At 61.1% G+C, this 26,540-nt stretch carries 28 protein-coding genes; 25 read left to right on the top strand and 3 right to left on the bottom strand.

The features are described 5' to 3' along the window. The first annotated feature begins 1,144 nt into the window (after positions 1-1,144). The 8 genes from OEG84_RS14675 to OEG84_RS14640 all read left to right on the top strand — a co-directional run bounded on the left by OEG84_RS14675 (position 1,145) and on the right by OEG84_RS14640 (position 7,625). On the top strand, positions 1,145-1,957 hold the full coding sequence (locus OEG84_RS14675) for a transporter substrate-binding domain-containing protein (protein WP_267654443.1): 813 nt from the start codon (positions 1,145-1,147) through the stop codon (positions 1,955-1,957). Positions 1,958-1,965: 8 nt separating this feature from the next. Then, positions 1,966-2,475 (top strand): GNAT family N-acetyltransferase, encoded by a 510-nt coding sequence (locus OEG84_RS14670; protein WP_267654442.1) that lies wholly within the window; start codon positions 1,966-1,968, stop codon positions 2,473-2,475. Then, positions 2,475-3,314, top strand: coding sequence for an amino acid ABC transporter permease (locus OEG84_RS14665; RefSeq protein ID WP_267654441.1), 840 nt, complete (start codon positions 2,475-2,477; stop codon positions 3,312-3,314). The genes OEG84_RS14670 and OEG84_RS14665 overlap by 1 nt, the downstream gene beginning before the upstream one ends. 177 nt (positions 3,315-3,491) lie before the next feature. Further along, entirely contained in the window at positions 3,492-4,355 is an 864-nt protein-coding gene (locus tag OEG84_RS14660) for a hypothetical protein (RefSeq protein WP_267654440.1), read from the top strand. A gap of 135 nt (positions 4,356-4,490) precedes the next feature. After that, positions 4,491-4,766, top strand: coding sequence for a hypothetical protein (locus OEG84_RS14655; protein WP_267654439.1), 276 nt, complete (start codon positions 4,491-4,493; stop codon positions 4,764-4,766). Between the two features lie 242 nt (positions 4,767-5,008). Continuing rightward, the gene (locus OEG84_RS14650; protein ID WP_267654438.1) at positions 5,009-5,245 is read left to right on the top strand and encodes a hypothetical protein; all 237 of its coding nucleotides are present in this window, start codon (positions 5,009-5,011) and stop codon (positions 5,243-5,245) included. 285 nt (positions 5,246-5,530) lie between these two features. After that, the gene (gene leuC / locus OEG84_RS14645) at positions 5,531-6,940 is read left to right on the top strand and encodes a 3-isopropylmalate dehydratase large subunit (RefSeq protein ID WP_267654437.1); all 1,410 of its coding nucleotides are present in this window, start codon (positions 5,531-5,533) and stop codon (positions 6,938-6,940) included. A 298-nt stretch (positions 6,941-7,238) separates the two neighbouring features. After that, positions 7,239-7,625 (top strand): hypothetical protein, encoded by a 387-nt coding sequence (locus OEG84_RS14640; RefSeq protein WP_267654436.1) that lies wholly within the window; start codon positions 7,239-7,241, stop codon positions 7,623-7,625. Between the two features lie 85 nt (positions 7,626-7,710). Here the strand turns inward: OEG84_RS14640 and OEG84_RS14635 are convergent, their stop codons facing one another. Further along, positions 7,711-8,157: a hypothetical protein gene (locus OEG84_RS14635; protein WP_267654435.1), complete on the bottom strand. Its 447-nt coding sequence runs from the start codon at positions 8,155-8,157 to the stop codon at positions 7,711-7,713. A 230-nt stretch (positions 8,158-8,387) separates the two neighbouring features. On the opposite strand from OEG84_RS14635, the gene OEG84_RS14630 reads away from it, so the two are divergent. The 7 genes from OEG84_RS14630 to creD all read left to right on the top strand — a co-directional run bounded on the left by OEG84_RS14630 (position 8,388) and on the right by creD (position 14,673). Next, positions 8,388-8,852, top strand: coding sequence for a GNAT family N-acetyltransferase (locus OEG84_RS14630; RefSeq protein ID WP_267654434.1), 465 nt, complete (start codon positions 8,388-8,390; stop codon positions 8,850-8,852). 236 nt (positions 8,853-9,088) lie between these two features. Beyond that, positions 9,089-9,484 (top strand): succinate dehydrogenase, cytochrome b556 subunit, encoded by a 396-nt coding sequence (sdhC, locus tag OEG84_RS14625; protein ID WP_267654433.1) that lies wholly within the window; start codon positions 9,089-9,091, stop codon positions 9,482-9,484. Between the two features lie 11 nt (positions 9,485-9,495). Beyond that, complete coding sequence (gene sdhD, locus OEG84_RS14620; RefSeq protein WP_267654432.1) at positions 9,496-9,876, top strand: succinate dehydrogenase, hydrophobic membrane anchor protein; 381 nt, start codon at positions 9,496-9,498, stop codon at positions 9,874-9,876. A gap of 12 nt (positions 9,877-9,888) precedes the next feature. Next, a complete protein-coding gene (gene sdhA / locus OEG84_RS14615) occupies positions 9,889-11,724 on the top strand; it encodes a succinate dehydrogenase flavoprotein subunit (protein WP_267654431.1) in 1,836 nt (611 codons plus the stop codon). Next, positions 11,724-12,242 (top strand): hypothetical protein, encoded by a 519-nt coding sequence (locus OEG84_RS14610; RefSeq protein ID WP_267654430.1) that lies wholly within the window; start codon positions 11,724-11,726, stop codon positions 12,240-12,242. The genes sdhA and OEG84_RS14610 overlap by 1 nt, the downstream gene beginning before the upstream one ends. 9 nt (positions 12,243-12,251) lie before the next feature. Then, positions 12,252-13,031: a succinate dehydrogenase iron-sulfur subunit gene (locus OEG84_RS14605; RefSeq protein ID WP_267654429.1), complete on the top strand. Its 780-nt coding sequence runs from the start codon at positions 12,252-12,254 to the stop codon at positions 13,029-13,031. 259 nt (positions 13,032-13,290) lie between these two features. Then, positions 13,291-14,673 carry a cell envelope integrity protein CreD gene (gene creD / locus OEG84_RS14600; RefSeq protein ID WP_267654428.1) on the top strand — a complete coding sequence of 461 codons (1,383 nt, stop codon included), beginning with the start codon at positions 13,291-13,293 and terminating at the stop codon, positions 14,671-14,673. Positions 14,674-14,696: 23 nt separating this feature from the next. Here the strand turns inward: creD and OEG84_RS14595 are convergent, their stop codons facing one another. Together OEG84_RS14595 and OEG84_RS14590 are read right to left on the bottom strand one after the other, a co-directional pair. After that, on the bottom strand, positions 14,697-15,842 hold the full coding sequence (locus OEG84_RS14595) for a trans-sulfuration enzyme family protein (protein WP_267654427.1): 1,146 nt from the start codon (positions 15,840-15,842) through the stop codon (positions 14,697-14,699). 122 nt (positions 15,843-15,964) lie between these two features. Then, positions 15,965-16,945, bottom strand: a complete 981-nt coding sequence (locus OEG84_RS14590) for an NAD(P)-dependent alcohol dehydrogenase (RefSeq protein ID WP_267654426.1) — start codon at positions 16,943-16,945, stop codon at positions 15,965-15,967. 87 nt (positions 16,946-17,032) lie between these two features. Between OEG84_RS14590 and OEG84_RS14585 the strand changes: the two genes are divergently transcribed. The 10 genes from OEG84_RS14585 (at position 17,033) to sucC (ending at position 26,538) form a co-directional block, all read left to right on the top strand. Further along, positions 17,033-17,950 (top strand): LysR family transcriptional regulator, encoded by a 918-nt coding sequence (locus OEG84_RS14585; RefSeq protein ID WP_267654425.1) that lies wholly within the window; start codon positions 17,033-17,035, stop codon positions 17,948-17,950. Positions 17,951-18,095: 145 nt separating this feature from the next. Then, positions 18,096-19,166 carry an NAD-dependent epimerase/dehydratase family protein gene (locus OEG84_RS14580; RefSeq protein WP_267654424.1) on the top strand — a complete coding sequence of 357 codons (1,071 nt, stop codon included), beginning with the start codon at positions 18,096-18,098 and terminating at the stop codon, positions 19,164-19,166. A 119-nt stretch (positions 19,167-19,285) separates the two neighbouring features. Then, on the top strand, positions 19,286-20,623 hold the full coding sequence (locus OEG84_RS14575) for an MFS transporter (protein WP_267654423.1): 1,338 nt from the start codon (positions 19,286-19,288) through the stop codon (positions 20,621-20,623). A 92-nt stretch (positions 20,624-20,715) separates the two neighbouring features. Then, positions 20,716-21,057, top strand: a complete 342-nt coding sequence (locus tag OEG84_RS14570; RefSeq protein ID WP_267654422.1) for a carboxymuconolactone decarboxylase family protein — start codon at positions 20,716-20,718, stop codon at positions 21,055-21,057. A gap of 81 nt (positions 21,058-21,138) precedes the next feature. Further along, a complete protein-coding gene (gene msrA / locus OEG84_RS14565) occupies positions 21,139-21,741 on the top strand; it encodes a peptide-methionine (S)-S-oxide reductase MsrA (RefSeq protein ID WP_267654421.1) in 603 nt (200 codons plus the stop codon). A 96-nt stretch (positions 21,742-21,837) separates the two neighbouring features. Continuing rightward, positions 21,838-22,281, top strand: coding sequence for a VOC family protein (locus OEG84_RS14560; RefSeq protein ID WP_267654420.1), 444 nt, complete (start codon positions 21,838-21,840; stop codon positions 22,279-22,281). Between the two features lie 165 nt (positions 22,282-22,446). Continuing rightward, positions 22,447-22,968: a protease inhibitor Inh/omp19 family protein gene (locus OEG84_RS14555; protein WP_267654419.1), complete on the top strand. Its 522-nt coding sequence runs from the start codon at positions 22,447-22,449 to the stop codon at positions 22,966-22,968. A 38-nt stretch (positions 22,969-23,006) separates the two neighbouring features. Then, positions 23,007-24,182, top strand: coding sequence for a cell division protein ZapE (gene zapE, locus OEG84_RS14550; RefSeq protein ID WP_267654418.1), 1,176 nt, complete (start codon positions 23,007-23,009; stop codon positions 24,180-24,182). A gap of 160 nt (positions 24,183-24,342) precedes the next feature. Further along, entirely contained in the window at positions 24,343-25,305 is a 963-nt protein-coding gene (mdh, locus tag OEG84_RS14545) for a malate dehydrogenase (protein WP_267654417.1), read from the top strand. A gap of 36 nt (positions 25,306-25,341) precedes the next feature. After that, positions 25,342-26,538 carry an ADP-forming succinate--CoA ligase subunit beta gene (gene sucC, locus OEG84_RS14540; protein ID WP_267654416.1) on the top strand — a complete coding sequence of 399 codons (1,197 nt, stop codon included), beginning with the start codon at positions 25,342-25,344 and terminating at the stop codon, positions 26,536-26,538. Positions 26,539-26,540: the final 2 nt, after the last annotated feature.

The raw sequence follows: 26,540 nt of genomic DNA, 5'->3' as shown, positions 1-26,540 counted from the left end.
CGGCGCTCTAGTTTACCCTTGTGGAAGAGAACGAGAAATCATGGTCTTGTTGCGCAGCGTCAGGTCATAGATTTTTCAGGTGAGGGGAACGTTTCGCGTATGCAAATCGACACCCTCGCTTTGAATTTCTAATCCTTGGCTGAAGCCAAGACACTGAAATTCCCTTCTCTCCCCGCCGATGGGGAGAATCTGGCATTCTCCACCCTTTCAATTCGTCATCCCAGGGCACCGACCCTGGGATCCATTCCGCGATCTTTCCAACACTGTGGATATGGATGGATCACGGAGTGGATCCTCGGCTCGGTGGCCGAGGATGACGAAAATCATGAAACCGCCCAAATAGACCCCCGAATTTCATCCACTCCCTCCACCCCCATGCCATACTCCTCGCGCTCCCGCTGCCGGATGGATCGCGAACGTGTTGGACCAGGCGGGAGGAAGGCCTCTCGGGTTTTGTCGTAACGTGCGGCGGGCGATGAGGGGAGGTGGAGACCAGCGTGGCTCCGCTGGCGGACGTGATCAACGATCCTGTTCAGCCAGCCACCGGACCGTCCTCGGATGTTCGTCCGCCCTGTTGGCGGTGCGGGATCTGACCGCGGGCCGGGCCTGTGGCGGATCTTGACCCCGTCATGCATGGCGCGTTCGGGTGGTTTCACTCGAACGATAAGGTTCATGCATAACGTGATGGGGACAAGGTTCGTGCCGGAACCCACGCCAACAGCTTCCGTCGCGGCCCCGTGTCCGGGGCAGGCGGCATGGCGAAAGCCATGAAATCCCGCGTCGGGTGAAAACCCTCAAGCGGGCCAAGCGAAGCGGTTTCTGCCTGTCGGATGCGGACATCATCCGGCGATGATCGGGCCGCGCGCGAGTTGTGCCACCCATTTTTCAATTTCCGTAAGGCAAAGCCCGCGTGCGGCCCTCCGGGCATACTTATTCCCAACTCCGGCGTGGACGCGTGCGGAGCCGAACTTGCAGCCGGCGCAGACCCGCTACATATCGGGTGATGGAGCGGCATCCAGTGTTGATTCACCTCGGTGCTCTTGCGGCCTGCGGTCGCGCATTGCAAAGTGGCCGCTTCGCGCGACAACCATGATTGCGGGCCGCGCCAAAAATACTGTCCAGAGACTTCATAGGGGAGACTGTCATGTCATTGTTGAAATCCGCCACCATTGCGGCCGCGACGGCTATTGGCCTTGGCGCCGCCGCGCTTGCCACCAGCGTCCAGGCGCAGGACCTGCCTGACCTGGGTGGCCAGAGCGTTGTCGTCGTCACCGAAAACGCCTATCCGCCGCTGCAGTTCATCGATCCCAAGACCGGCGACCAGATCGGCTGGGAATATGACGCGATGAACGAGATCGCCAAGCGGCTCAATTTCAAGGTCGAATACCAGAACACTTCCTGGGACGCGATGATCCAGGCCGTTTCCGACGGGCAATACGAGATCGGCATGACCGGTATCTCGATCAAGGAAGACCGCAAGGAAAAGGTGGATTTCTCCGATCCCTATCTGCGCTCGGAAATGTTCATGCTGGTGCGCAGCGACGAGGAACGCTTCAACGATGCCAAGAGCTTCGCGGCATTCGAGACCGGCCTGGTCGGCGCCCAGCCCGGCACCACACCGTTCTATGTCGCCGTCTATGATGTGCTCGATGGCGATGAGCAGAACACGCGTATCAAGCTGATGGAAACCTTTGGCGCCACCGTGCAGGCGCTCAAGACCGGCGATGTCGACATGGTGCTGACCGATGGTGTCGCCGGCAAGGGCTATGTCGATGCTTCCGATGGCGCCCTCAAGCTGGTCGGCGGTCCGCTGGGGGCCGATGATTTCGGCTTCATCTTCCCCAAGGGCTCGGAGCTGGTCAGCCCGGTCAACGCGGCGATCGCCGCCATGAAGGCCGACGGCAGCATCGACGCGCTCAACAAGAAGTGGTTTCTTGATTACAAGCTTGGTGGTTGAGCGACATCGTGCCGATAGCATTTGACGGATACAGGCCGGGGGCGCTCGCGGGCGTGCTCGGCCTGCACATGAATTATTATGCGCAACACTGGGGATTTGGCCTCGCCTTCGAGCTCAAGGTGGCCTCTGAACTGTCTGCATTTCTCGACCGCTTCGACCGGCACCGCGATCTGTTTCTGACTGCCTGGCGCGGCAATCGGCTGGCCGGATCGGTCAGCCTTGATGTCAGCGGCGGTGGCGCTGGTGGCGCCCATCTGCGCTGGTTCGTGGTCTCCAGCGAGGAACGCGGCAGCGGGCTTGGCAAGCAGTTGCTGGCGCGCGCCGTCAGCCACTCCGACAGCATTGCTGCAGGTCCGATCTGGCTCACCACCTTTGCCGGGCTCGATGCGGCGCAAACGCTGTACGAGCGGATCGGTTTCGTGCGCGAAAGCGAGCACGAAGGTGACCAGTGGCAAGGCGGCGTGACCGAGCAGAAATTCATCCGCCCGGCGCCGTCCTTGTTTGACGGGGAGTTCTAGTGGCGCCGCCGCCCTCTTCGGCTGCGGGCAAGCCCGACTTTCCCTGGTGGCTGGCCGTGGCCGCGGCGATCGCGGCATTTCTGGCCGTGCAGATTGCCATCAACGACCTCTACAGCCAGATCTTCACGGTCGTCTCTCGTGGTGTCTGGATCACCATCTTCGTCACCCTGGTGGGGTTCGTGCTGGCGACCCTGTTCGGGTTGCTGCTGGCGGTGATGGGATTGTCGAACTCGCTGGCGCTGAGACAAACGGCGCGTTTCTATGTCGAGATCATACGCGGCATCCCGATCCTGGTGCTGCTGTTCTACATCGCCTTTGTCGGCGCGCCGGGCTTCGTCATCGCCTGGAACGCGCTGATGTCGCCGCTGATTGAGGCCGGGGTGATCGGCGAATTGCTGGTGCGCGATGTCTCGCTGTTGTGGCGGGCAATCATGGCACTGACGATCGGCTATTCCGCCTTCATATCGGAAGTGTTCCGTGCCGGCATCCTGGCCGTCGATCAGGGCCAGATCGAAGCCGCCAAGGCGCTCGGGCTGACCCGGCTGCAGCGCTTTCGGCTGATCGTGCTGCCGCAGGCAATCCGCACTATCCTGCCGCCGCTGGGCAATGATTTCATCGCCATGATCAAGGATTCCTCGCTGGTCTCGGTGCTTGGCGTGGCCGATCTGACGCAGATGGGCAAGGTCTATGCCTCCGGCTCGTTTAGGTTCTTCGAAACCTATTCGATCGTCGCCTATGTCTATTTGCTGCTCACTGTCGGGCTGTCGCTCGGGCTCAGGGCGCTGGAACGGCGGTTGCGCAATGCCGAGGCCGAACGTGGCGCCGGCGAGCGTCACTGAATTCCGTGATGCGCTCGCATTTGGCGGCGGCCGCGTGATTCCGAAACCTGTCAGATTAGCGTATGATTCTCGATAATTGATCGGAAAATAGCGGGTTATCCGGAGAAGTTCTTCACGACTTAGGGTTTTGTTAGGTGGGCCGGGGCAGGTTGCCCCTGACCCAAACCCAAGAGTGTAATGATGGCCATCAAACTCACCGCCCGGGAATTCGTCGGGTGGTTTCTTGCCTTCGCCGGGCTGCTGGCCATGGGCACAATCCTGTTTGCACAGGTGCTGTGGTTCACGGTTCCATTGATCGCCGGCAGAGGCTGCGTCAGCGGTGGGCCCTGCGGAGCGATGGCGATGGTGCTTGGCACCTGGCTCAAACCGTCCTTGCTGCTTGCCGCAATCTGTGTCGGGATCGCCGGCTTCTATCGTCGCGGTCTGGCGGTCGGGTCCCGGCTCTGGGCGTTGTTTCCGCTGGCACTGCTGTTGCCAAACCTGCCGTCGCTGTTCCTGCTCGGCAATATCTGGGGCGCAGATTTGGCGCCTGGATTGCTGTTTTTTCCGCGCTGGAGCATCTATGAGCTTGCCCCGTTGCTGGCGCTTGGCGGGTTGTTCTGTTTCCAGATCGAGTATCTGCCTGGATTTGCCGGATCGATCGCCCGCACCCGGCTTTATGGCAGCATCCCGATCGGGGTCATCTACATCATCAGCTGTCTCTGGGTCGGCTCGGATCTGGCGTTGTCGCTGTCGCCGCATTCGGGCATTCCGGTCGCAGCACTCGAGGCCGTTCGAACACTGATGCATTTTCCGGTCTCACTGGTTGATGGCACTATCTTTGTGGGGCTTCCCGCCTATGGCGAGAGGCCGGATGTTGTCGTTTCCCTTGGCACTGTGTTCAACCTGATCGCCTTCGCGGTTCTGGTGTTTGCCCTTGTGGTTGACGGATCTGGCCGCCTGCGCCGGGCCGGATCGCTGATTTATCTCGACAGTGGCGATGACGTGGACGGAGCTCGGGACAAACCGTTGTTTGGCCCCGATCGCAAGCTCAACGACTGAGCCATAATCTGCGTATTGATTGCGGTGATATGAAAGTCGGCTCGAAAGTTTGACCGCAACACCCTTGGCGTCACAGGTGACCGATCCCACATAAAGGTTTAACGGAACTCACAAAGTCTGCCGAAAGGAAGCCCGATGAAACGCACGATCCTGATTGCTCTCGCCGGATTGCTGGTGCTGCCGACGCTCGCTTCGGCGGATTCCTACCGCAGCGGCCGCCGGCTCGACGCGATCCAGAGCGGCCGACTGTATGATCCAATCCTGACTCCGCAGATGAATCCGAGTTACGAGTTCCAGCCCAATGCCGAGGCGATGTTCCTGCGCGATTTGCGGCAGGGCCGCGTCAATATCGAGCGCATCCCCGAACAGCAGCGGCAATATTTCCAGATGCAGCTCGACTCCGACCGCTAGAATTTGCGAGCGCCGGGCCAGAACCAGTGGGCGTCTGAGCAGGCAGCGTGCTGTGCGGCAATTTGTGGCCTGCTGAATCATGGGTCGGCAATTCACAGCAAGGTGTTTTGAAGTTTACGGCAGCGTTGTCCACATGCAGTCCATCGCGCCGGCGCTCGCCGGGCACAAATCTGGGCAGCGCCACCGCGGCGTCTGGAAAGGACATCGACATGGTTAGAATGATTGCATTGGCTCTGGCTGTCATGGCGGCGATCACGGCTGCGGTTCCGGCGCAGGCCGGGAGCCGATCGGGCGGGCGTCTGGACGCCATCACCACCGGCCGAATCTACGACCGCCTGCTGACGCCACAACTTAATCCCGATTATGCGTTCGCGGACCCGCAGGCACAGCGGCGCTTTGGTGCCGATGTCCGTGAAGGCCGCATCAAAATGCCGGAGCGGCCGCAGCACCGCAGTCTGTTTGATTTTCTGCGCAACTGACAGGCCTGCCCGGGAGGTGTTTTGCGCGCGCGACAGGTAGCCGGGTGCGCAAAACAATTGCCCGGGTTTGGCAAAACTGGTAAGAGCCCGGCCATGGGATCGAAATTCGGATGTCTGGCGCCTCAAATCTACGTGCTGCAGGACCACAAGCGTCTGCCGGCCAGGTTTTTTGCGTGCATCACCGGTGCGCTTAACAGCCACCGCGCCTGATTTTCCGCGCCAGCGGCCGCGCGATGCGGCCATTTCTCGATTTTTGCCTTTCTCACCTTCAAACGGACCACGACCATGACCGCACCACGCACGATTTATGACAAGATCTGGGATGACCACGTTGCCGACGAACGCGATGACGGCACCTGCCTGCTCTATATCGATCGCCATCTCGTGCACGAAGTCACCAGCCCGCAGGCCTTCGAGGGACTGCGCACCACCGGCCGCACCGTGCGTGCGCCACAAAAGACGCTGGCCGTGGTCGATCACAACGTGCCGACCTCGCCCGACCGGGCGCTGGGCATCAAGAACGAGGAAAGCCGCATCCAGGTCGAAGCGTTGGCCGACAATGCCGCCGAATTCGGCGTGGAATATTTCAACGAGAACGACAAGCGCCAGGGCATCGTCCATATCGTTGGCCCCGAGCAGGGCTTCACGCTGCCCGGCACGACCATCGTCTGCGGTGACAGCCACACCTCGACCCACGGCGCGTTTGGCGCGCTGGCGCACGGCATCGGCACCTCGGAAGTCGAGCATGTGCTCGCCACCCAGACGCTGATCCAGAAAAAAGCCAAGAACATGCTGGTCGAAGTCAACGGCGAATTGCCCGACGGCGTCACCGCCAAGGACATCATCCTCGCCATCATCGGTGAAATCGGCACTGCCGGCGGCACCGGCCATGTTATCGAATTTGCCGGCGAAGCGATTCGCGCGCTGTCGATGGAAGGCCGCATGACGGTCTGCAACATGACCATTGAAGGTGGCGCCCGCGCCGGCCTGATCGCGCCCGATGAGAAGACTTTTGAATATATCAAGGGCCGGCCCCGCGCCCCCAAGGGCAAGGCCTGGGACATGGCGGTCGACTACTGGAAATCGCTGGTTACCGATGAAGGCGCGCATTTCGACAAGATCGTCCGGCTCGATGCCGCGGCGCTGCCGCCGATCGTATCCTGGGGCTCCTCGCCCGAGGACGTGATCTCGGTTACCGGTGAAGTCCCCAATCCCGACGACATCAAGGACGAAGCCAAGCGCACCTCCAAATGGCGGGCGCTGGATTACATGGGCCTCAAGCCCGGCACCAAGATCACCGATATTTCGATTGACCGGGTGTTCATCGGCTCGTGCACCAATGGCCGGATCGAGGACCTTCGTGCCGCAGCCAAGGTGGTTGAAGGAAAGACCGTCAATCCGAATGTCGATGCGATGATCGTGCCGGGGTCCGGTCTGGTCAAGGCGCAGGCCGAGGAAGAGGGTCTCGACGTGATCTTCAAGGCGGCGGGCTTTGACTGGCGCGAGCCGGGCTGCTCGATGTGTCTGGCGATGAACGACGACCGGCTGAAGCCGGAGGAGCGCTGCGCCTCGACCTCGAACCGCAATTTCGAGGGTCGTCAGGGCTTCAAGGGCCGCACCCATCTGGTCTCGCCAACGATGGCGGCAGCGGCGGCGATTGCCGGCCATTTTGTCGATATTCGCGACTGGAAATAAGACTGCGGGGTGCTGCAAGGCGGGTGATCCGATCGCCCGCCAGCAGCACCCCCACCAGGGTCATCTTCACCCCTCGTATCGCTCAGACCTCGCGTCGCTGCCCTCTCCTCTCAAGGGGGGCGGCGACCGTTTTTGCACAGCAAGACAGAGCCGGTTGGGCTGGGATAGGTCTTATCCGGTTCGAACTTTGCCGAATATTCTGCACCGGGAATGTTTCGGTGTTACGGTGAACGTCGCGATGGCACTGCCCCGTCCGGGACTTTGCCGTTCAACCGATCATCCCGTAAGGAGCTTCCCCATGTTCAGCCCCGCCAGAATGATTTCGACACTGGCCCTGACCTGGGGGCTGTCGATCTGTGCCTCCGCGGTCTCGGCCCAATCTGTTGACATGCAGACAACTTACGCCACGAAAAAAGGCGGCTGCGCCATGACCGAAAAGCTGGTGACGATTTCACAAGGAAACATCGCCGGCCCGGGGTTTGAGTGCACGCTGTCCAACCCGAGCCCGGCCGGCACCGGCATGGAGGCCTATGATTCGGTCTGCAGCGTCGACGGTGCCGAAGTGACCGAGGTGATGGCCTTCGACCTGGGCAACAACAGGGACCATTTTGCCGTGGCCATTCCCGGCCGTGACGGCTGGATGGACCTCTATCCCTGCACCAAGGTACCGGGGCTCGAGCAATAGCTTGAGGCGCTCAGGGGCAGTTCATGCGTTTTCCGGCAGGTGATCGACAAAAACCAAGGCGCCCCTGGTGGGTCGCCCGCAAGGCTTAAGGCCTGATCACGCAGACGCCGCCGTTGCAATCGGACTTGCTGCCGCTATCGCGGTCGACGACGATCACCTTGGGACCGGTTTTGTGATGGGTCTTGCCGGCGCCTGAGGTGTTGCGGTTTTGGCGGATGATGATCCTGGTGTCGTCATCATCGCGTTCGATCCGGCCGCTGGTGGCGGTGATGGTCCGGCTTTTCCTGGCATCGCGTTGCGGCACCGGCACCGATGACCGGCTGCGTTTGTGCTTGTCCTTATCGATGATGATGACGGTAACGTCGCCGCGGCGGTGATGTTTGTGGCTCTTGAACGGGCGCACCTTGGCCGATGCCGGCATTGGTTCGGCCACGACAGGCATCGGCGTCAACAGGCCCAGTCCGACCGTCAGGGCAATCGCCAGCTGTGCGGCCTGGCGGCCGAGTGAACGCGAGATCAGCGTGTTGGTCATGGCCTTGTCCTTGATGGTTGGGTCCTTGATGTCTGGCGTTCGCGGCGATGGCTGTCGCCCGCCGCAAATGCTTGCCCATTGTGCCGCAGCCGGGCTCTGGAGTCACGGCGCTGCAGTGACCATTGCTTGTTAGGGTTAAGGCGGAGACGGTTTCAGCCCCGGAACCAATTGTCGGTGTTTGACCTTCGATAGGCTTGACCGGGGCCGGGCTTTGGCCGAAACATGGGGGCATGAACACGCCAGACAAGATCGATATTTCGCTTTTGCATCTCAGCGATGCGCATCATTTCGCACCGCTGCTTGCGGCCTATGTGCAGTCGCTCAAGCGCGGCGCGCCGCGGCGGCCGGATGATTATTACGCCGAGACGCTGCTGCAAGATCGGGTCGCCCAGGTTTTTGGCGCGCGGCTGGACGGTGAACTGGTCGGATTTGCGATCTTTTACGATCTGCCCGACCCGGTCACCGGCATGCGCGCCGGCCAGGTCGACCATCTTTATGTCAGCCATCTGCACCGCAATCAGGGCATCGCCCAGGCGATGATCGACATGCTGGCCGAAGAAAGCGACGCCCGTGGCTGGTCGCGAATCGTGCTCAATGCGCCAAGACAGCCCGAGGATGGCCGCAAGCTGTATGAAAAAATCGCCACCACGGCGGATTTTTCCAGTTGGGAACTGCGTTTCGACCCGTCGGGCTGACGCCTGCCTGCGACAGTTTGCCGGCCAATGCGGCGATCATGCCGATTTGAACCGATTGAAGCGCAACTGGCGGTGACGTCGACGTTGCCGGTTTCGACCAAAGGCTTGTCGTGAAAGACAAACCGGGCTTTGACGCGGTGGCGATTAGGCACTAAAAGCGAAAAATGGCCACCGCTTCCGCTTCGCGGACCCTCCCCGGTGGCGCGCTCCCGAAGCGAAAGAAGGACCAGGTCAACATGACCAACGCGACGCAGAACCGGCCGATATCGCCGCACCTGACAATCTATAAGCCAATCCCGACCATGGTAATGTCCATCGTTCACCGGATCACCGGCATGGCGCTGTATGCCGGCACCATCCTTGTTGCCTGGTGGTTGATCGCCGCGGCGTCTGGCGAGAGCTATTTCGACTGGGTCAACGGCCTGTTCGGTTCCATCATCGGACGGCTGGTGCTGTTTGGCTATACCTGGGCACTGGTGCATCACATGCTCGGTGGCATCCGCCACTTCGTCTGGGACACAGGGCGCGGGTTTGATCCAAAGACCTCCACCAAACTTGCCTGGGCAACACTCGCCGGTTCCATCGTCCTGACGGTCCTGATCTGGATCGCCGGCTATGCAACCCGGTTTTGAGGGAGACTGATATGACAATGCGCACACCTCTCTCCAAGGTTCGCGGTCTGGGTTCGGCCAAGGACGGCACCGAGCATTTCTGGCGGCAACGGCTGACGGCGATCGCCAATGTGCCGCTGCTTTGCTTCTTCATCCTGTTCCTCATCCTCTATAATGGTGAGCCGCATGCCGTGGTTGTCGGCGCGCTCGGCAATCCGTTCGTGGCGGTGCTGATGGGGCTGGTCGTGATTTCCGGCCTGGCCCACATGCGGCTTGGCATGCAGGTGATCATCGAGGATTACGTTCATGGCGAGGGCACGAAGGTCGTGCTTTTGATCCTCAATACGTTTTTTACGATCGCTGTTGGCGCCGTGTCGCTTTTCGCAGTGCTCAAACTCGGCTTCGGAGGCTGATAGACCATGGTAATGACGTCCAGCGTCAATATTGGCGGACGCGACTATTCGATTGTTGATCATTCCTACGACGTGGTCGTGGTCGGCGCCGGCGGTGCCGGTCTGCGCGCAACGCTCGGCATGGCCGAACAGGGCTTCCGCACCGCATGCATCACCAAGGTGTTCCCGACCCGCTCGCACACGGTCGCGGCCCAGGGCGGCATTGCCGCCTCGCTGACCAACATGACGCCAGACAGCTGGCAGTGGCACATGTACGACACAGTCAAGGGCTCGGACTGGCTCGGCGATGTCGATGCCATGCAGTATCTGACCATGGAAGCGCCCAAGGCGGTCTATGAGCTCGAGCATTACGGCGTGCCGTTCTCGCGCACCGAAGATGGCCGCATCTACCAGCGCCCGTTTGGTGGCCACATGCAGAATTACGGCGAAGGCCCTCCGGTGCAGCGCACCTGTGCTGCGGCCGACCGCACCGGTCATGCCATCCTGCACACGCTCTATGGCCAGGCGGTCAAGCACAACGCCGAATTCTTCATCGAGTATTTCGCGCTCGATCTGTTGATGGACGAGGATGGCCGCTGCACCGGCGTGGTGGCCTGGAACCTCGACGACGGCACCATTCACCGGTTTTCCGCCAAGATGGTGGTGCTGGCCACCGGCGGTTACGGCCGCGCCTTCTTCTCGGCCACGAGCGCCCATACCTGCACCGGCGACGGCAATGGCATGATCGCCCGGGCAGGGTTGCCGCTGCAGGACATGGAGTTCGTACAGTTCCACCCGACCGGGATCTATGGTGCTGGTTGCCTGATTACCGAGGGCGCACGCGGCGAAGGTGGCTACCTGGTCAATTCCGAGGGCGAGCGTTTCATGGAACGCTACGCGCCATCGGCCAAGGATCTGGCTTCGCGCGACGTCGTCTCGCGCTGCATGACCATCGAGATCCGGGAAGGCCGCGGCGTCGGCAAGGCCAAGGATCACATCTTCCTGCATCTCGATCATCTCGATCCGGCGGTGCTCAACGAGCGGCTTCCGGGGATTTCGGAAAGCGCCAAGATCTTTGCCGGCGTCGATGTGACCCGCGAGCCGATCCCGGTGCTGCCGACGGTGCACTACAATATGGGCGGCATTCCCACCAATTACTGGGGTGAAGTGCTCAACCCGACCAAGGACGATCCGGACGCGGTGGCGCCTGGGCTGATGGCAGTCGGCGAGGCGGCCTGCGCCTCGGTGCACGGCGCCAACCGGCTCGGCTCCAACTCGCTGATCGACCTGGTGGTGTTCGGCCGCGCCGCGGCAATCCGCGCCGGTGAGGTGATCGATCGCAAGTCGGCGATTCCGGCGATCAACGAAGCCTCGTTCGAAAAGATCATGACCCGCTTCGACCGGCTCAGGCATGCCAACGGCTCTGCGCCAACAGCGGTGCTGCGCGAAAAGATGCAGCGCGCCATGCAGGAAGACGCCGCGGTGTTTCGCACCCAGGTCACCCTGGAACAGGGCTGTGAGCGGATTACCGCGATCTGGGGCGAACTGGCCGACGTTCATGTCACCGACCGTTCGATGATCTGGAATTCCGATCTGATGGAAACATTGGAACTGGAAAACCTGATGGCCTGCGCGATCACCACCGTGCACGGCGCCGAGGCCCGCAAGGAAAGCCGCGGCAGCCATGCCCGCGAGGACTATGTCGACGGGCCCTACGGCGGCCGTGACGACGAGAACTGGCGCAAGCACACGCTGGCCTGGCTGGATGAAAAGGGCAAGGTCACGCTCGACTACCGGCCGGTGCATACCGAGCTGATCGCCGAGGGCATCGACATCGCCAAGATCGCGCCCAAAGCGCGTGTATATTGATGTCTGTTATGACCCTTGAATGGGACACTATCGATTTGTCTTTAAATCGGGAAAAAGGCGGTTTTGATAACATAGGTGAAGTGGGAAAACTCAAAGAACGGTATGTGTATTATATAAAAACGCCTAACAGCTGCATCATAGGTTACCCAAACGGCAATTCAAATGTCTGTTATATTGGGCAATCAGGGCGCTCAGAAAACAAAAGATCCAGGGTCGCATCTCACGCCTTGGGGTGGATACTTAGATACCAAGCACTAACTCATGGCGCGAACATATTTACTGTATCGTGGGCGTATCCAAGGCGACAGGGAATGAAAAATTCTTACAAGGATGTGGAAGCGTACATGATCCGCGAGTTTCACGAAAAATTTGGCTCCACCCCATTGTTCAATAAGCGGATGGAAGTTGAAACAGGTGGTTATGATATTGATCTCAATTGCGACATCCTAAAGAGGCGCCGAAAGAAAGCCCAGTTTCAAGCATTTTCGATGGACGATTTGGCGGCAATGAAAGAATAGGAATTCGAAATGGTTGAACTTACACTCCCGAAAAACGCGCAGGTCAAAAAGGGCAAGGTCTGGCCGAAGCCTGAGGGCGCCAAGAACACCCGCGAGTTCCGCGTCTACCGCTGGTCGCCCGATGATGCCGAAAATCCGCATATCGACACCTTCCACATCGATATGGATGATTGTGGACCGATGGTGCTTGACGGTCTGTTGTGGATCAAGAACAAGATCGACGCGACGCTGACGCTGAGGCGTTCCTGCCGCGAGGGTATCTGCGGCTCCTGCGCCATGAACATTGACGGGACCAACACGCTGGCCTGCACCAAGGGGCTCGACGAGATCGACGGCCCGGTCAAGATCTACCCGCTGCCGCATCTGCCGGTGGTCAAGGATCTGGTGCCGGACCTGACCAATTTCTACGCCCAGCACCGGGCGATCGAACCATGGTTGAAGACCGTGTCGCCGACGCCGGCCAAGGAGTGGAAGCAAAGCCACGAGGACCGGGCCAAGCTCGATGGTCTCTACGAGTGCATCCTGTGCGCCTGCTGCTCGACTTCGTGTCCGAGTTACTGGTGGAACGGCGATCGCTATCTCGGCCCGGCAGCATTGCTGCAGGCCTATCGCTGGCTGATCGATTCACGCGATGAAGCCACCGGCGAGCGGCTCGATGCGCTCGAGGATCCGTTCCGGCTCTATCGCTGCCATACCATCATGAACTGCGCGCAAACTTGCCCCAAGGGTCTCAACCCTGCCAAGGCGATTGCCGAGATCAAGAAGATGATGGTCGAGCGCCGGATCTAGTCCGGGCACTCACTTTCCTTGCTGCTTGCGGCAAGCGGAATGCAAATCGAGAGGCCACCCAACGGGTGGCCTTTCATGTTTCGATGTCAGATGTGCAGGCTGTGGTCGGGACCGGAACTCTCGTCGTTTCGGTTGCCTGGGCCGCGTTTCCGCCCTGATATGAACCCCAGTCTGCCCCGAAATTTCCGCTTTCGCACCGCCTGACGGTCATGATTGCGGTGAAAGTTGCGCCTCTCGAATTATTTCAAGGGGCAATATCATGTCAACTCAATCTCCTCCCGCATTGCTGGGCGCGCTACGCAGTCCGGGTGTGAAGTTCTTTGTCATCGGATTGATCGGGTTGTTTCTCTTAATCCCTGCTTCGATGGTCTGGGTGCTGGTCACCGAGCGGCAGGACCGCGCAAAAGGAGCGGAAGCGGAGGTGGCGCAAAGCTGGGGCGCGGCGCAGACATTGGGCGGGGTGTTCATCTCGGTGCCCTACGAAACGCAGCAGGAGATGCAGACCGGCAAGGGTATCGTGGTCCAGCGGGTCCGCAGGACCGCGCTCTTCATGCCCGAAGAGATTACCTACAATGTCGGGTCGAAATCCGATGAACGCAAACGCGGTATTTTCACCGTGCCTGTCTACGATGCGGAAGTTCTGGTCACTGGCCGTTTCAAGCGGCCCGATCCACGCGAAATCGGGATAGCCGCTGATGCCGATGTGAAGTGGGAGGAAGCAGCACTTGCCATCCCTCTCTCCGGTCCGCGCTCCATTCGTGCCGGAGCCAAGGTTGAAATCGACGGCCGGTCGCAAAGCATCGAACCTGGAGCCGCGTTGCCTGACGGTACCGTGCAAAAAGGTATTCACATTGGCAAGCTGTTTGAAAACACACCGGCTGGCTTCAGCTTCCGGCTGGAATTTGGCCTGAAAGGCTCGACGTCATTTTCTGTTGTGCCGGGTGCGCGCACCACGCATGTCGAGATGACGTCAGACTGGGCGCATCCCAGTTTCAGTGGTATCTATCTGCCTGACGGCTCCACCATTTCCGAGGAAGGGTTTAGCGCCGAGTGGACGGTGCCGCATCTTGCGCTGTCGATGCCGCTGGCATTTACCGCCGGCAAGAACAGCGGTTTTGGCCTCGGTTCCGGTCAAAGCCTGGGCGTACGGTTCTACCAGCCGGTCGATCACTACGCGCTGGTGGACAGGGCGATCAAATATGCGGTGCTGTTCATCGGTTCGGTTTTCGTCGCCGTATTTGTGCTGGAGACGCGCTCCGGGCGTGCGGTGCACGGGGCGCAGTACGCGCTGATGGGGCTGGCGCTGGTGCTGTTTTATGTTCTGCTTCTGGCGCTGGCCGAGCATACTGGATTCATGATCGCCTATGGTGTGGCAGGGCTGGCGACCACGCTTCTTGTCTCGACCTACTGCGCACGTTTGCTTGCCAGCCGGCTGCTCGGCGCTGTCATTGCCGGTCTGCTCACGACAGTGTTTGGTCTGCTCTACCTGTTTCTGCAGATGGAAGATTTCGCCCTGTTGGCAGGCGCTGTCTTTGCCTTTGTGGTGCTGGCCGTGGCGATGTTCTCGACCGCATCGCTCGACTGGTCGGGTCGGGGCAACGGCACCACTGTGGCGCCGTTGTCAGATGATGGTGCGGCGTAGAATTCGAGCGAGCAGTCCGCCTCTCACCCCAGCGCCTTGTCGAGATCGGTGATCAGGTCGTCGGTGTCCTCGATGCCGACGGAGGCGCGGATCAGGCTTTCGGGGATGCCGGTGTGGGGCTCGATGGTGTGGCGGTGCTCGACCAGGCTTTCCACCCCGCCCAATGAGGTGGCGCGGTGAAACAGCTTGAGCCGGCCCACCACGGCCAGCGCCTCAGGTCCGCCACCCTTGACCAGAAACGAAAACAGCGAGCCATAGCCGCCCTGCATCTGGGTTGCGGCAATGGCGTGGCCGGGATGGCTGGCGAGGCCGGGATAATAGACATCCGTGACCTTGGGGTGGGCGCTGAGATACTCGGCGATGGCCTGGGTCGAGCGGCACATTTGTTTGACCCGGAGCGGCAAGGTGCGGATGCCGCGCAACAGCAGCCAGGCTTCGAACGGTCCGATCACGGCGCCGGCGTCGTGACGGTCGGCCTTGATCTCGGTCCAGACCTTGGCGGCCGGCGCCGAGGTTGCAAGCACCCCGGCGAGCACATCGGAATGGCCATTGATGGCCTTGGTGGCCGAATGCATGACGATGTCGGCGCCGAGTTCCAGCGGCTTTTGCAGCACCGGCGTGGCGGCGGTGGAATCAACTGCGAGCAGCGCGCCGACGCGGTGGGCGCAGGTCGCCGCATGGGCAAAGTCGGTGGTCTTGAGCCAGGGATTGGACGGCGTCTCGATGAACACCAGGTAGGGGGCGTGGACGGCGCAGGCCTCATCCAGCGCCTTCGGGTCGGCGGCGTCGACCTCGTGCAGGGCGATCTGGCGGCGGCTGCAGAAATCCCTCAGCCACTTGGTCGTGCCCCAGTAGATGCCCGACTGGACGACGACGCTGGCGCCGGTCGGTGTGGTCCGGAAAAGTGCTGCGATCGCCGCCATGCCGGAGGGAAACAGCAGCGTCTCCTCGGCACTTTCCAGCCGCGCCAGCACATTTTCCGCGATGCGAACGATGTCGGAATTGTCGCGCAGATAGATGTTGTCGGGATTGACCAGCCGGTAGTCCTCGTCGCGCAGAAAAGTGGTCGAGGGCTGCAGCGGCGGCACCACGCCACCGCTCTGCCGGTCAATGGCGCCGCCGGCCTGGGCAGCAATGGTGGAAGGCTTGAGGTCGTTGGGGAGGGTCATGTGCCGCTGCCTTTGCCTGGCCTCGGCGCCAGTTGCCGTGGACGCATAGGGCGTCCGTTGAAATCTCTCTAGCAGTCCGGACGGCAAATTCAACCGGGCTGAGCGCGACCCCGCCGTCGTTGTCAGGCGGGGTCGAGCGTCACGACGATGTTTCCGCGTTTTGCCGGATCGTGGAAATAGGCATGGGCTTCGGCGATCCGGTCGAAGGCAAAGCGTCGGCCAATATGCGGCAGGTATTTTCCGGCCCTGGCGAGCTCTGCCAGAAATCGCAGATCCTCACCGCGCTCGGGGGCGTAACCTCCGATCACCTTGCGGCCGCCGGATTTGCAGGCAAACAGGCTTGCCAGCAATTGCCAGAGGTCGGCCGAGACCAGTAGCAGCCGGCCACCCGGCTTCAGCGCCGTTCCATACTTTGCGTATGTAGCGGTGCCGCTGGTGTCGAGAATGATGTCGTAGGTATTTTGCGCAACCGCATAATCTTCTCTTGTGTAATCGATCACCCGGTCGGCACCGAGGGTTTTCACCATCTCCAGATGCGGGGTGGATGAGACCCCGGTCACGTGAGCCCCGAAGGCCTTGGCGAGTTGCACGGCGGCACTGCCAACGCCGCCCGAAGCGCCGATGACGAGCACGCTATCGCCGGGCTTGATGGCTGCCTTGTCACGCAGAAAATTGAGCGCGGTGGCACCGCCGAACGACAGTGCCGCAGCCTGATTGAGGTCGAGATTGGTGGGGACATGGGCGATGGCGGAGGCCTCGTCGATCACCGCATATTCGGCGTAGCCGCCAAAGGCTGCTCCGGGATAGGCGAAGACTCGATCGCCGGGCTTGAAGCGGCTGACGTTTACGCCGGCGGCCTCGACAATGCCGGCAAACTCGGTGCCCAGAACCTTGCGGCGCGGGCCGAAGAGCCCGAACACCAGCCGGCCGATGAGCCCGAAACCGGGCGGCATGTCGAGGCTGCGGGCCCGGTAATCGCCGGCGGTGACGGTGGTGGCGTGAATGCGCACCAGAACTTCTGTCGGTTTCGGGCTTGGCGTCGGCAACTCGCCCGGTACGAGGACATCGGGCGGGCCGTACCTGTGGTATGTGATGGCTCTCATGGCGTATCTCCAGTGTGTGACCGAATATACGCATGCAGAATGGCAGATGGAATTGCCGTAATCTGTCGATATGATATGCGTATTTGCATGGATTGGCGAACAACGAAATTCGACTGGAACCGGGCACGGGCTTTCCTTGTTACTGTCGAGGAAGGCTCCTTGTCGGCAGCGGCACGGCAACTGGGTATGGCGCAACCGACGCTCGGCCGGCAGGTGGCGGCGCTTGAAGAAGAACTGGGTGTAGCTCTGTTCGAACGGGTCGGGCGCGGTCTGACATTGACGCCGAGCGGGCTGGAACTGGTCGACCATGTGCGCGCCATGGGCGAAGCCGCAAGCCGGATGTCGCTGGCCGCATCGGGCAAAGTGCAGTCGATCGAGGGCACGGTGTCGATCAGTGCCAGCGAGGTTGACGCCGCGTTCCGGCTGCCAAAAATCCTCGGCCAATTGAGGGAAATCGCTCCGGGGGTGGATGTCGAGATCGTCGCCACCAACACCGAGAGCGATCTCAGGCGGCGCGAGGCCGACATCGCCATCCGCAACTACCGGCCGACCCAGCCCAACCTGGTGGCCCGCAAGATCCGCGATATCGACGGCCGGATCTATGCGACGCCGTGTTATCTTGAAAGCATCGGCAATCCAGTGACGCCGGAAGAATTTGGCGCCGCTGATTTCATCGGCTTCAACCGTACCGGTGAGTTCATTGCGGCGATGACCCGCTTTGGTCTGGCGCTGACTCAGCGCAATTTTCCGATCGTCTCGGAAAGCCATCTGGTGCAATGGAGCCACGTCAGGCAGGGGCTCGGTATCGGCATCATAACCGCCGATATCGGCGATGCCGAACCGGCGGTGGTGCAGGTGCTGCCCGAGCTTGATCCGATTCTGGTGCCGGTCTGGCTGGTGGCGCACCGCGAAGTTCACACCAGCCGGCGGGTGTGGCTGGTATTCGATCTGCTGGCGCGCGAACTGGCACGGCCTTACACCCCACGGTCATCCGGCCCGGCCTGAGCCACGGCACGCCGGAGGCCGGCCTTGTCTTTGGCCGCACGCACCACACATGGGTGGGAGAGATCTCGCTCGCGCCATCCTGCTGCAGCGGCCAACCGGTCATATTGTGCCGGATTCCAGAATTCATTTGTGAAAGCGATTGCCCATGCCCACCCCGAATTACTCCACCGACCGCCCCGTGCTTGTTACCGGCGCCACCGGCTTTGTTGCCGGCTGGCTGGTCAAGCGGCTTCTCGAAGAGGGCTTTGTCGTGCATGCGGCGGTGCGTGATCCATCCAGAACCGAAAAGATCGCGCATCTGACACAACTTGCCGACGAGTTGCCGGGCTCGATCCGCTATTTTGCCGCCGATCTGCTTGATGACGGCAGTTACGCGGAGGCGATGGAAGGCTGCCAGGTGGTATTTCACACGGCCTCACCGTTCACCAGCAAGTTCGAGGATCCGCAGCGCGATCTGGTCGATCCTGCGGTCAAGGGCACCCGCAACGTGCTTGAGACCGCCAACCGGACGCCGAGTGTTGACCGCGTGGTGGTGACCAGTTCCTGCGCGGCAATTTATGGCGACAATGTTGATCTCGCCCGTTCGCCCGGCGGCGTGCTGACCGAAGCCGACTGGAACACGTCCTCCTCGCTTGATCACCAGTCCTATTCCTACTCCAAGGTGGAAGCCGAAAAGGTCGCCTGGGAAATTGCCCGGGCGCAGGATCGCTGGCGGCTGGTGACCATCAACCCGTCGCTGGTGATTGGCCCGTCGCTGTCGGGCAATTCGACCTCGGAAACCCACAATCTGATGCGCCAGTACGGCGACGGCACGCTGAAGGCCGGTGCGCCGCCCTTGGAAATCGGCATGGTCGATGTCCGCGATGTTGCCGAGGCGCATATGCGCGCGGGCTTTGTCGACCAGGCCGAAGGCCGGTTCATCACTTCGGCGGAAACCGTGTCGTTCCTCGGATTTGGCGAGATGCTGCGTGCTCATTTCGGCCCGCAATGGCCGTTTCCGAAACGTGAATTGCCGAAATGGTTGCTCTGGCTGGTTGGTCCATTCATCAGCAAATCGTTGAGCCGCGGCATGATCGCCAGGAACATGGGCTATCCTTGGAAGGCCGACAATTCCAAATCCCGGAGCGAGCTCGGGCTTGAGTATGGCGCGGTCAGCCAGGCAGGCATCGACATGTTCCAGCAGATGATCGACACCGGCGCGGTCAAGAAGAGCTAGAAGCGCTGGCCACCAGCGTCGCAATCCCTGCATGCCGAGGGGTGGGACTTGTGAGCGAAAATCGTGCGAGCCATCAAATCATCTGGTGGCCTCGCAGGGGGATGCTGTAGGCTTGCTGAATGATCGAGGTTCTCAGGCATCCCGTCTATGCAAGGCTGTTTTCGGCTCAGGTGATCGCGCTGGTTGGTACCGGGCTGCTGACCGTGGCGCTGGGGTTGCTGGCCTTCGATCTTGCCGGCGATCGCGCCGGGGCTGTGCTCGGCACCGTGTTTGCGATCAAGATGATTGCCTATGTCGGCCTCGCGCCGATCGCCAGCGCCCTTGTGGAGCGCTGGCCCCGCAAGCGGGTGCTGATCGGCGCCGACCTGTTGCGCGCCGGGGTGGCGCTGATGTTGCCGTTCGTTGATCAGACCTGGCAGATCTATGTGTTGATCTTCGTGCTGCAGGCGGCCTCGGCCACCTTCACGCCGGCGTTCCAGGCCACCATTCCCGATATTCTCGAGGACGAGCGCGATTATACGCGCGCACTGTCGTTGTCGCGGCTGGCCTATGATCTGGAAAACCTGCTGAGCCCGGCGCTGGCCGGTCTGCTGCTTCTGGTCATGGGCTATCACTGGCTGTTTTCCGGCACGGTTCTTGGTTTTGTCGGTTCGGCGCTGCTGGTTTATTCGGCGGTCATTCCGCAGGCTGGCGCACAGCAAATTTCCCGGCCATTTGTCGACCGGCTGACGCGGGGTGTGCGGATCTATCTGGCGACGCCACGGCTGAGGGGCTTGCTGGCGCTCAATCTCACCGCCGCCAGCGCCGGGGCCTTCGTGCTGGTCAACACGGTGGTGATGGTGCGCTCCGGCTATGGTGCGGGCGATACCGAAGTTGCCATTGCACTCGCAGCCTTCGGGGCCGGATCGATGCTTTCGGCACTGGTGTTGCCACGCCTGCTCGAATCGGTTGCCGACCGCAGCGTGATGATGGCCGCGGGCGTGCTGCTGGCACTGCTGACCCTGTCGCACGCAGCCTATCTGCTCAGCGATGGTCTGCTTGGGTGGGTCGGGTTCCTGTTGGCCTGGGGGCTCAGCGGGGTGTTCTATTCGGCCATTTTGACGCCGTCGGGAAGGCTGTTGCGGATTTCCGCCCATGCCGAGGACCGGCCGGCACTGTTTACCGCGCAATTCACCCTGTCACATGCCTGCTGGCTGCTTGCTTATCCGGTGGCCGGCTGGGTCGGGCTGCGCTTCGGCTTGCCGGTGGCGATGGCGCTCTTGGGATTGATGGCGCTTGCAGGGGTGTTGATGGCCAGGGCCGTCTGGCCTGCCGATGATCACGCGGTGCTTGAGCATGAGCATGCCGACCTGGCACCCGATCATCCGCATTTGCGCGCCCATCCGGCAGCCGGCGCGCGGCATCGCCACGCCTTTGTCATTGATGATGAGCACCGGGTCTGGCCAACCCACGGCTGAACCGCCCGCAGCGCGTAGCTTGACGCCGATCAAGTCGCGGGTGCCAGCATGCTGGTATCTGTGGCATTGAGAACAGCCGAAGGAGCGTCACCATGGCGGAAGCTGACTGGAATGCCTTAATCGACCAGACCAATCATCGCATGGCCGAATTGCGCAAGGCCATGCCCGAACAGGCCAAGGGCTTTGGCCATCTGGCGCAGGCGGCGATTGCGCCCGGCGTGCTCGATTCCAAGACCAAGGAACTGATCGCGCTGGCCATCGGCATCACCGCGCGCTGCGATGGCTGCCTCGCCTTCCATGCCAAGGCAGCGCGCAATTACGGCGCCAGCCGCGAGGAGATCGTCGAAACCATCGGTGTTGCCGTCTATATGGGCGGCGGGCCGTCGATGATTTATGGCGCCGAAGCGCTCGACGTCTATGACGCGCTTGGCTGACATCTCACGGCAAAGTGCGGAAGCGTGAGTTGTCAAGGGTCATTGGTGGACTATGTTTCCGGAATGATACGGGAGATCACCATGCGCAAAATTCTGCTTTCCGCCGCCCTGTTCGCTGCCAGCCTGTCCGCCTCGCCGGCACTTGGCGAGGTGACCGGCGTGGCAATCTTTGCCGGCGGTTGTTTCTGGTGCGTTGAATCGGACTTCGATCACGTCAAGGGCGTGAAAGAAACCATATCGGGCTATATCGGCGGCACCCAGGACAATCCCACCTACAAGAGCCATGTCGCCAGCGGCGACCGAGAGGCCGTGCAGATCACATATGATCCGGCGGTGGTCAGCTACGCGGCGCTGCTCAAGACCTTCTTCCGCACCGTTAACCCCACCGATGACGGTGGTCAGTTCTGCGATCGCGGCCACAGCTACACCACGGCAGTTTACACGCTCAATGACGAGCAGGCAGCGCTGGCCGAGGCCGCCAAAGCGGAAGCCGAGCAGGCGCTGGGAAAAAAGGTGGTGACCGAAATCGCGCCGCCCGCCACATTCTGGCCGGCGGAGGAATACCACCAGGATTTCTATACCAAGAGTTCTGTGCGCTACAATTACTACCGCCGCGCCTGTGGCCGCGATGAACAGGTCAAATCGCTGTGGGGTGACGAGGCGATGATGGGCCTCGACAAATAGCCGAGCGAACCGGGCGCGCGTGAACGTGCCTGATTGACTTATACTGACCGGTTGCGCACAGCTGCTTCGAACGTTTGAATGGGAACGGAGACCGATATGGCGATGAAACGCAGCAAGCAGCCGTGGATGCCGGCCGAGGAATTCGGCCGCAACCTGCCGCGTGGGGTTGGCGTCAATCTGCTGGTCAGCGACATGGCCGCGGAACTGGCTTTCTGCCGCGATTGTCTGGGCGCGATGATTCTCGACAGCGACGAGGATTTTGCTGCGATCGAATTGTGCGGCTCGGTGTTCATGCTGCATGCCGATCATGCCTATTCGGATCATCCGATGTCGGGTATCGTCGCCGGTGCGCAGAGCCGCGGCGCCGGCGTGGAAATTCGTGTTTACGGGCTTGACCCCGACAAGACCGAAGCACGGGCGCGGGGTCGTGACGACACGGTTCTGGCCGGCAGTATCGACAAGCCGCACGGTCTGCGCGAGTGCCATATTGTCGACCCCGAGGGCTATGTCTGGGTGCCGGGAACACCGGTGAGGAGCTGAGCCGACCCGTCTGGCGCGGTGTGTTCAGCCCATAAATGTGGTAAATTCCTTGGGCGAAAATGGCCTGTGGCGCGGTTTACCTTGCAATTTCCTTGCTATCGACATTTTATGCTGGTTGATGGGACGAATGGCGAAGCGCTTGTTTCGCGCAACTGGAGCTTACCTATGAAGATGCACATTTTGCTGGTCACGGTCGCTGTTGCCGCCGTTCTGAGCGGGTGCCAACGAACATCGTTCGGCAATCTCAGCACCCAGCCACGGCCCGCTCCGCTGACGCCGGCGCCGGTGGGCGGCGTGCAGTCGGGACAGTTGCTGCCGCCAACGATGCCGGCGCAAAACGAATTTCCTGCCGCTCCGACGACGCCGGAAACGGCCGCTGCACCGCAAGTGGCGGCTGCCAATGCGCCGGAACTCACGCGCGAATCGCTGATCGGCCGTTGGTCGGCAGGCACCGGCGGCACCAGCTGCGATGTGTTCTTGTCGCTGACAAAGTGGACCGGGGGATATCGCGCCGCCTCGCGCGGTTGTGTCGGCGATGCCGCGGCGATTACCGCCTGGGACGTTCAAGGCAAACAGGTGATCCTGTCGGATTCGGGCGGCAACCAGGTTGCGCGTCTGTATCAGTCGGCCAATGAGCGGTATGACGGGTCGACATCGTCAGGCCAGTCGATCTCGCTGTCGCGCTAAGCAAGATAGTCACGGCGCCAGCAGACAGGTTCTGATCAATGCCCTGGAAAGAAAATGAAACTGTCGCCGCGGCCTATGCCGCGCGCGTGGCCAGTGGTGAGATTTCCACCGATCCGGCGCAGATCCAGCTCGCCGGCCGGCTGGACCGGCTGTTGCTGGATGTTTCCAACCGGCGGCTGGCCAAAAAATCCAGCGCGCTGGGCTGGATGTTCGCGCGCAAATCCGCTGCCGTCAACGCGCCGCGCGGGCTCTATGTCCACGGCGCGGTCGGGCGCGGCAAGACCATGCTGATGGACATGTTCTTTGAACTGGTCCCGGCACAGCGTAAGCGCCGGGCACATTTTCACGATTTCATGGCCGATGCCCATGCCCGGATTCACGCCCACCGGCAAAAACTCAAGAACGGCGAAACCAAGGAAGCCGATCCGGTGGTGCCGGTGGCCAACCAGCTGGTCGCCGAGGCCTGGGTTTTGTGTTTTGACGAGTTCTCGGTCACCGACATTGCCGATGCGATGCTGTTGTCGCGGCTGTTCGAGCAATTGTTCAAGCGCGGCTGCGTGCTGGTGGCGACCTCGAATGTCGAGCCGATGCAACTCTATCGCGACGGCCTCAACCGGCAATTGTTCCTGCCGTTCATCGATTTGCTCAAGCAGAATGTCGAGGTCGTCAATCTCGATGCCCGCACCGATTACCGCATGGAAACCACCACCCGGTTGCCGGTCTACCATCAGTTGGCTGACGGCGAGGGGGATGGCGCGATGGATCTGGCCTGGACCCGGGTGACGGCGGGAAAGCAGACGGTCGTGGAATCGGTTGCCGTCAGGGGCCGCGAGGTGGAGGTGCCTGACGCCGGCGCCGGTGCCGCGCGGTTTACTTTCCGGGATCTGTGCGAGGCCCCGCTTGGGGCTGCGGACTATGCGGCGATCGCGGCGCGCTATCACACCGTGTTCGTTGACCGGGTGCCGATCATGCAAAAGGCCAATCGCAACGCCGCCAAGCGTTTCATTACCCTGATAGACACGCTCTATGATCGCAAGTCACGGCTGTTCATCTCGGCGGCAGCCGAGCCTGAGGCGCTGTATGTGGCCGCGAGCGGCACCGAGACCTTCGAATTCGACCGCACCGCTTCACGGCTCAATGAAATGCAAAGCGCCGCCTATCTTGAAGCGAGCCGCGCCGCGGATGCAATGAAAATGCCTGACGGGGCCGGATAATTTTGACGTTTACGTAAGACAATCAAAACCTAACCGATTGAAAACGCTGATGTCAAAAGTTTGAGTTGCCAGTTTCGGGTAGACCGTCTATTCGAAACTCGAAATCGGGGCCAGGTGAATGCCGGGTTCTGCATGACATTCACTCGCGGAGGCTTTCGAAATGGCGCGCAACAAGATTGCATTGATTGGTTCGGGAATGATTGGCGGCACGCTCGCCCATCTAGCCGGTTTGAAGGAACTGGGCGACATCGTCCTGTTCGACATTGCCGAAGGCACGCCGCAAGGCAAGGCGCTCGACATCGCCCAGTCGGCACCGGTTGAAGGTTTTGACGCCCGCATGTCCGGCGCCAATGATTACTCTGCAATTGAAGGCGCCGATGTCTGCATCGTCACCGCCGGTGTCGCCCGCAAGCCGGGCATGAGCCGCGACGATCTGCTGGGCATCAACCTGAAAGTGATGGAACAGGTTGGCGCAGGCATCAAGAAATACGCGCCCAACGCTTTCGTGATCTGCATCACCAACCCGCTCGACGCGATGGTATGGGCGCTGCAAAAGTTCTCGGGTCTTCCCAAGAACAAGGTCGTCGGCATGGCCGGCGTGCTCGATTCGGGCCGCTTCCAGCATTTCCTGGCCGAAGAATTCAACGTCTCGGTTGAAGACGTCACCGCCTTCGTGCTTGGCGGTCATGGCGACAGCATGGTTCCGCTGGCGCGCTACTCCACTGTTGCAGGCATTCCGCTGCCGGATCTGATCAAGATGGGCTGGACCACCAAGGAGAAGCTCGAAGCCATCATCCAGCGCACCCGCGATGGCGGCGCCGAGATCGTCAAGCTCTTGAAGACCGGTTCTGCCTATTACGCACCGGCCTCTTCGGCGATCCTGATGGCCGAATCCTATCTCAAGGACAAGAAGCGGGTGCTGCCTTGCGCCGCCCATCTGTCGGGTCAGTACGGCGTCAAGGACATGTATGTCGGCGTGCCCTGCGTGATCGGTGAAGGCGGCATCGAACGCGTCATCGAGATCGAACTCAACAAGACCGAACAGAAGGCCTTCGACAGTTCCGTGGCCGCAGTTGCCGGGCTTTGCGAAGCCTGCATCGCCATTGCCCCGAACCTGAAGTAAAGGCGGTTTCGCCGCCCACTCAATCCAGGAGTTCCCATGAACATCCATGAATACCAGGCCAAAGCCCTCTTGAAGGGTTTTGGCGCGCCGGTGGCCGAAGGGGTCGCCATCTTCAAGGCAGACGAAGCGGAAGCGGCGGCGAAATCGTTGCCGGGTCCGCTTTACGTCGTCAAGAGCCAGATCCACGCCGGTGGCCGCGGCAAGGGCAAGTTCAAGGAACTCGGACCGGACGCCAAGGGCGGCGTGCGGTTGGCGTTTTCGATCGATGAAGCCAAGGCGCATGCGGCTGAAATGCTCGGCAATACGCTGGTGACCAAGCAGACCGGCCCCGCCGGCAAGCAGGTCAATCGTCTCTATATCGAAGACGGCGCCGACATCGAGCGCGAACTTTACCTCTCGATCCTGGTTGATCGTACTGTCGGTCAGGTGGCCTTCGTGGTGTCCACCGAGGGCGGCATGGACATCGAGGCGGTTGCCGAGGAAACGCCGGAGAAGATCATCACGGTTGCCATCGATCCGCAGGCCGGCGTCACGGCGGCCGATCTGGCCAAGCTCAACGGCGCGCTGGAGCTTTCCGGCGAGGCTGCCAAGGACGGCGAAAAGCTGTTTCCGATCCTCTACAAGGCGTTTGTCGAAAAGGACATGGCGCTTCTGGAAATCAACCCGCTGATCGTCATGAAGAGCGGACGGCTGCGGGTGCTCGATTCCAAGGTGTCGTTCGACAACAACGCGCTGTTCCGTCACCCGGACATTCTCGAGCTGCGTGACTTGTCCGAAGAGGACGAGAAGGAGATCGAAGCCTCGAAATATGACCTCGCCTATGTCGCGCTCGACGGCAATATCGGCTGCATGGTCAACGGCGCAGGCCTTGCCATGGCAACGATGGATATCATCAAGCTCTACGGCCAGGAGCCAGCCAACTTCCTCGACGTTGGCGGCGGCGCCACTACCGAAAAGGTTACGGCAGCGTTCAAGATCATCACCGCTGACCCGGCTGTCAAAGGCATCCTGGTCAACATCTTCGGCGGCATCATGAAATGTGATGTCATCGCCGAGGGCGTTGTTGCCGCGGTCAAGGAAGTCGGGCTGAAGGTTCCGCTGGTGGTTCGCCTCGAAGGCACCAACGTGGCACTCGGCAAGAAGATCATCAATGAAAGCGGCCTCGACGTGATCGCGGCTGACGATCTCGATGATGCGGCGCAGAAAATCGTCAACGCCGTGAAGGGGGCCTGATC

Origin of the sequence: Hoeflea algicola (genome assembly GCF_026619415.1) — a bacterium.
GTDB classification, from domain to species: Bacteria; Pseudomonadota; Alphaproteobacteria; order Rhizobiales; family Rhizobiaceae; genus Hoeflea; species Hoeflea algicola.
This window is presented reverse-complemented; position numbering and strand designations above follow the sequence as displayed.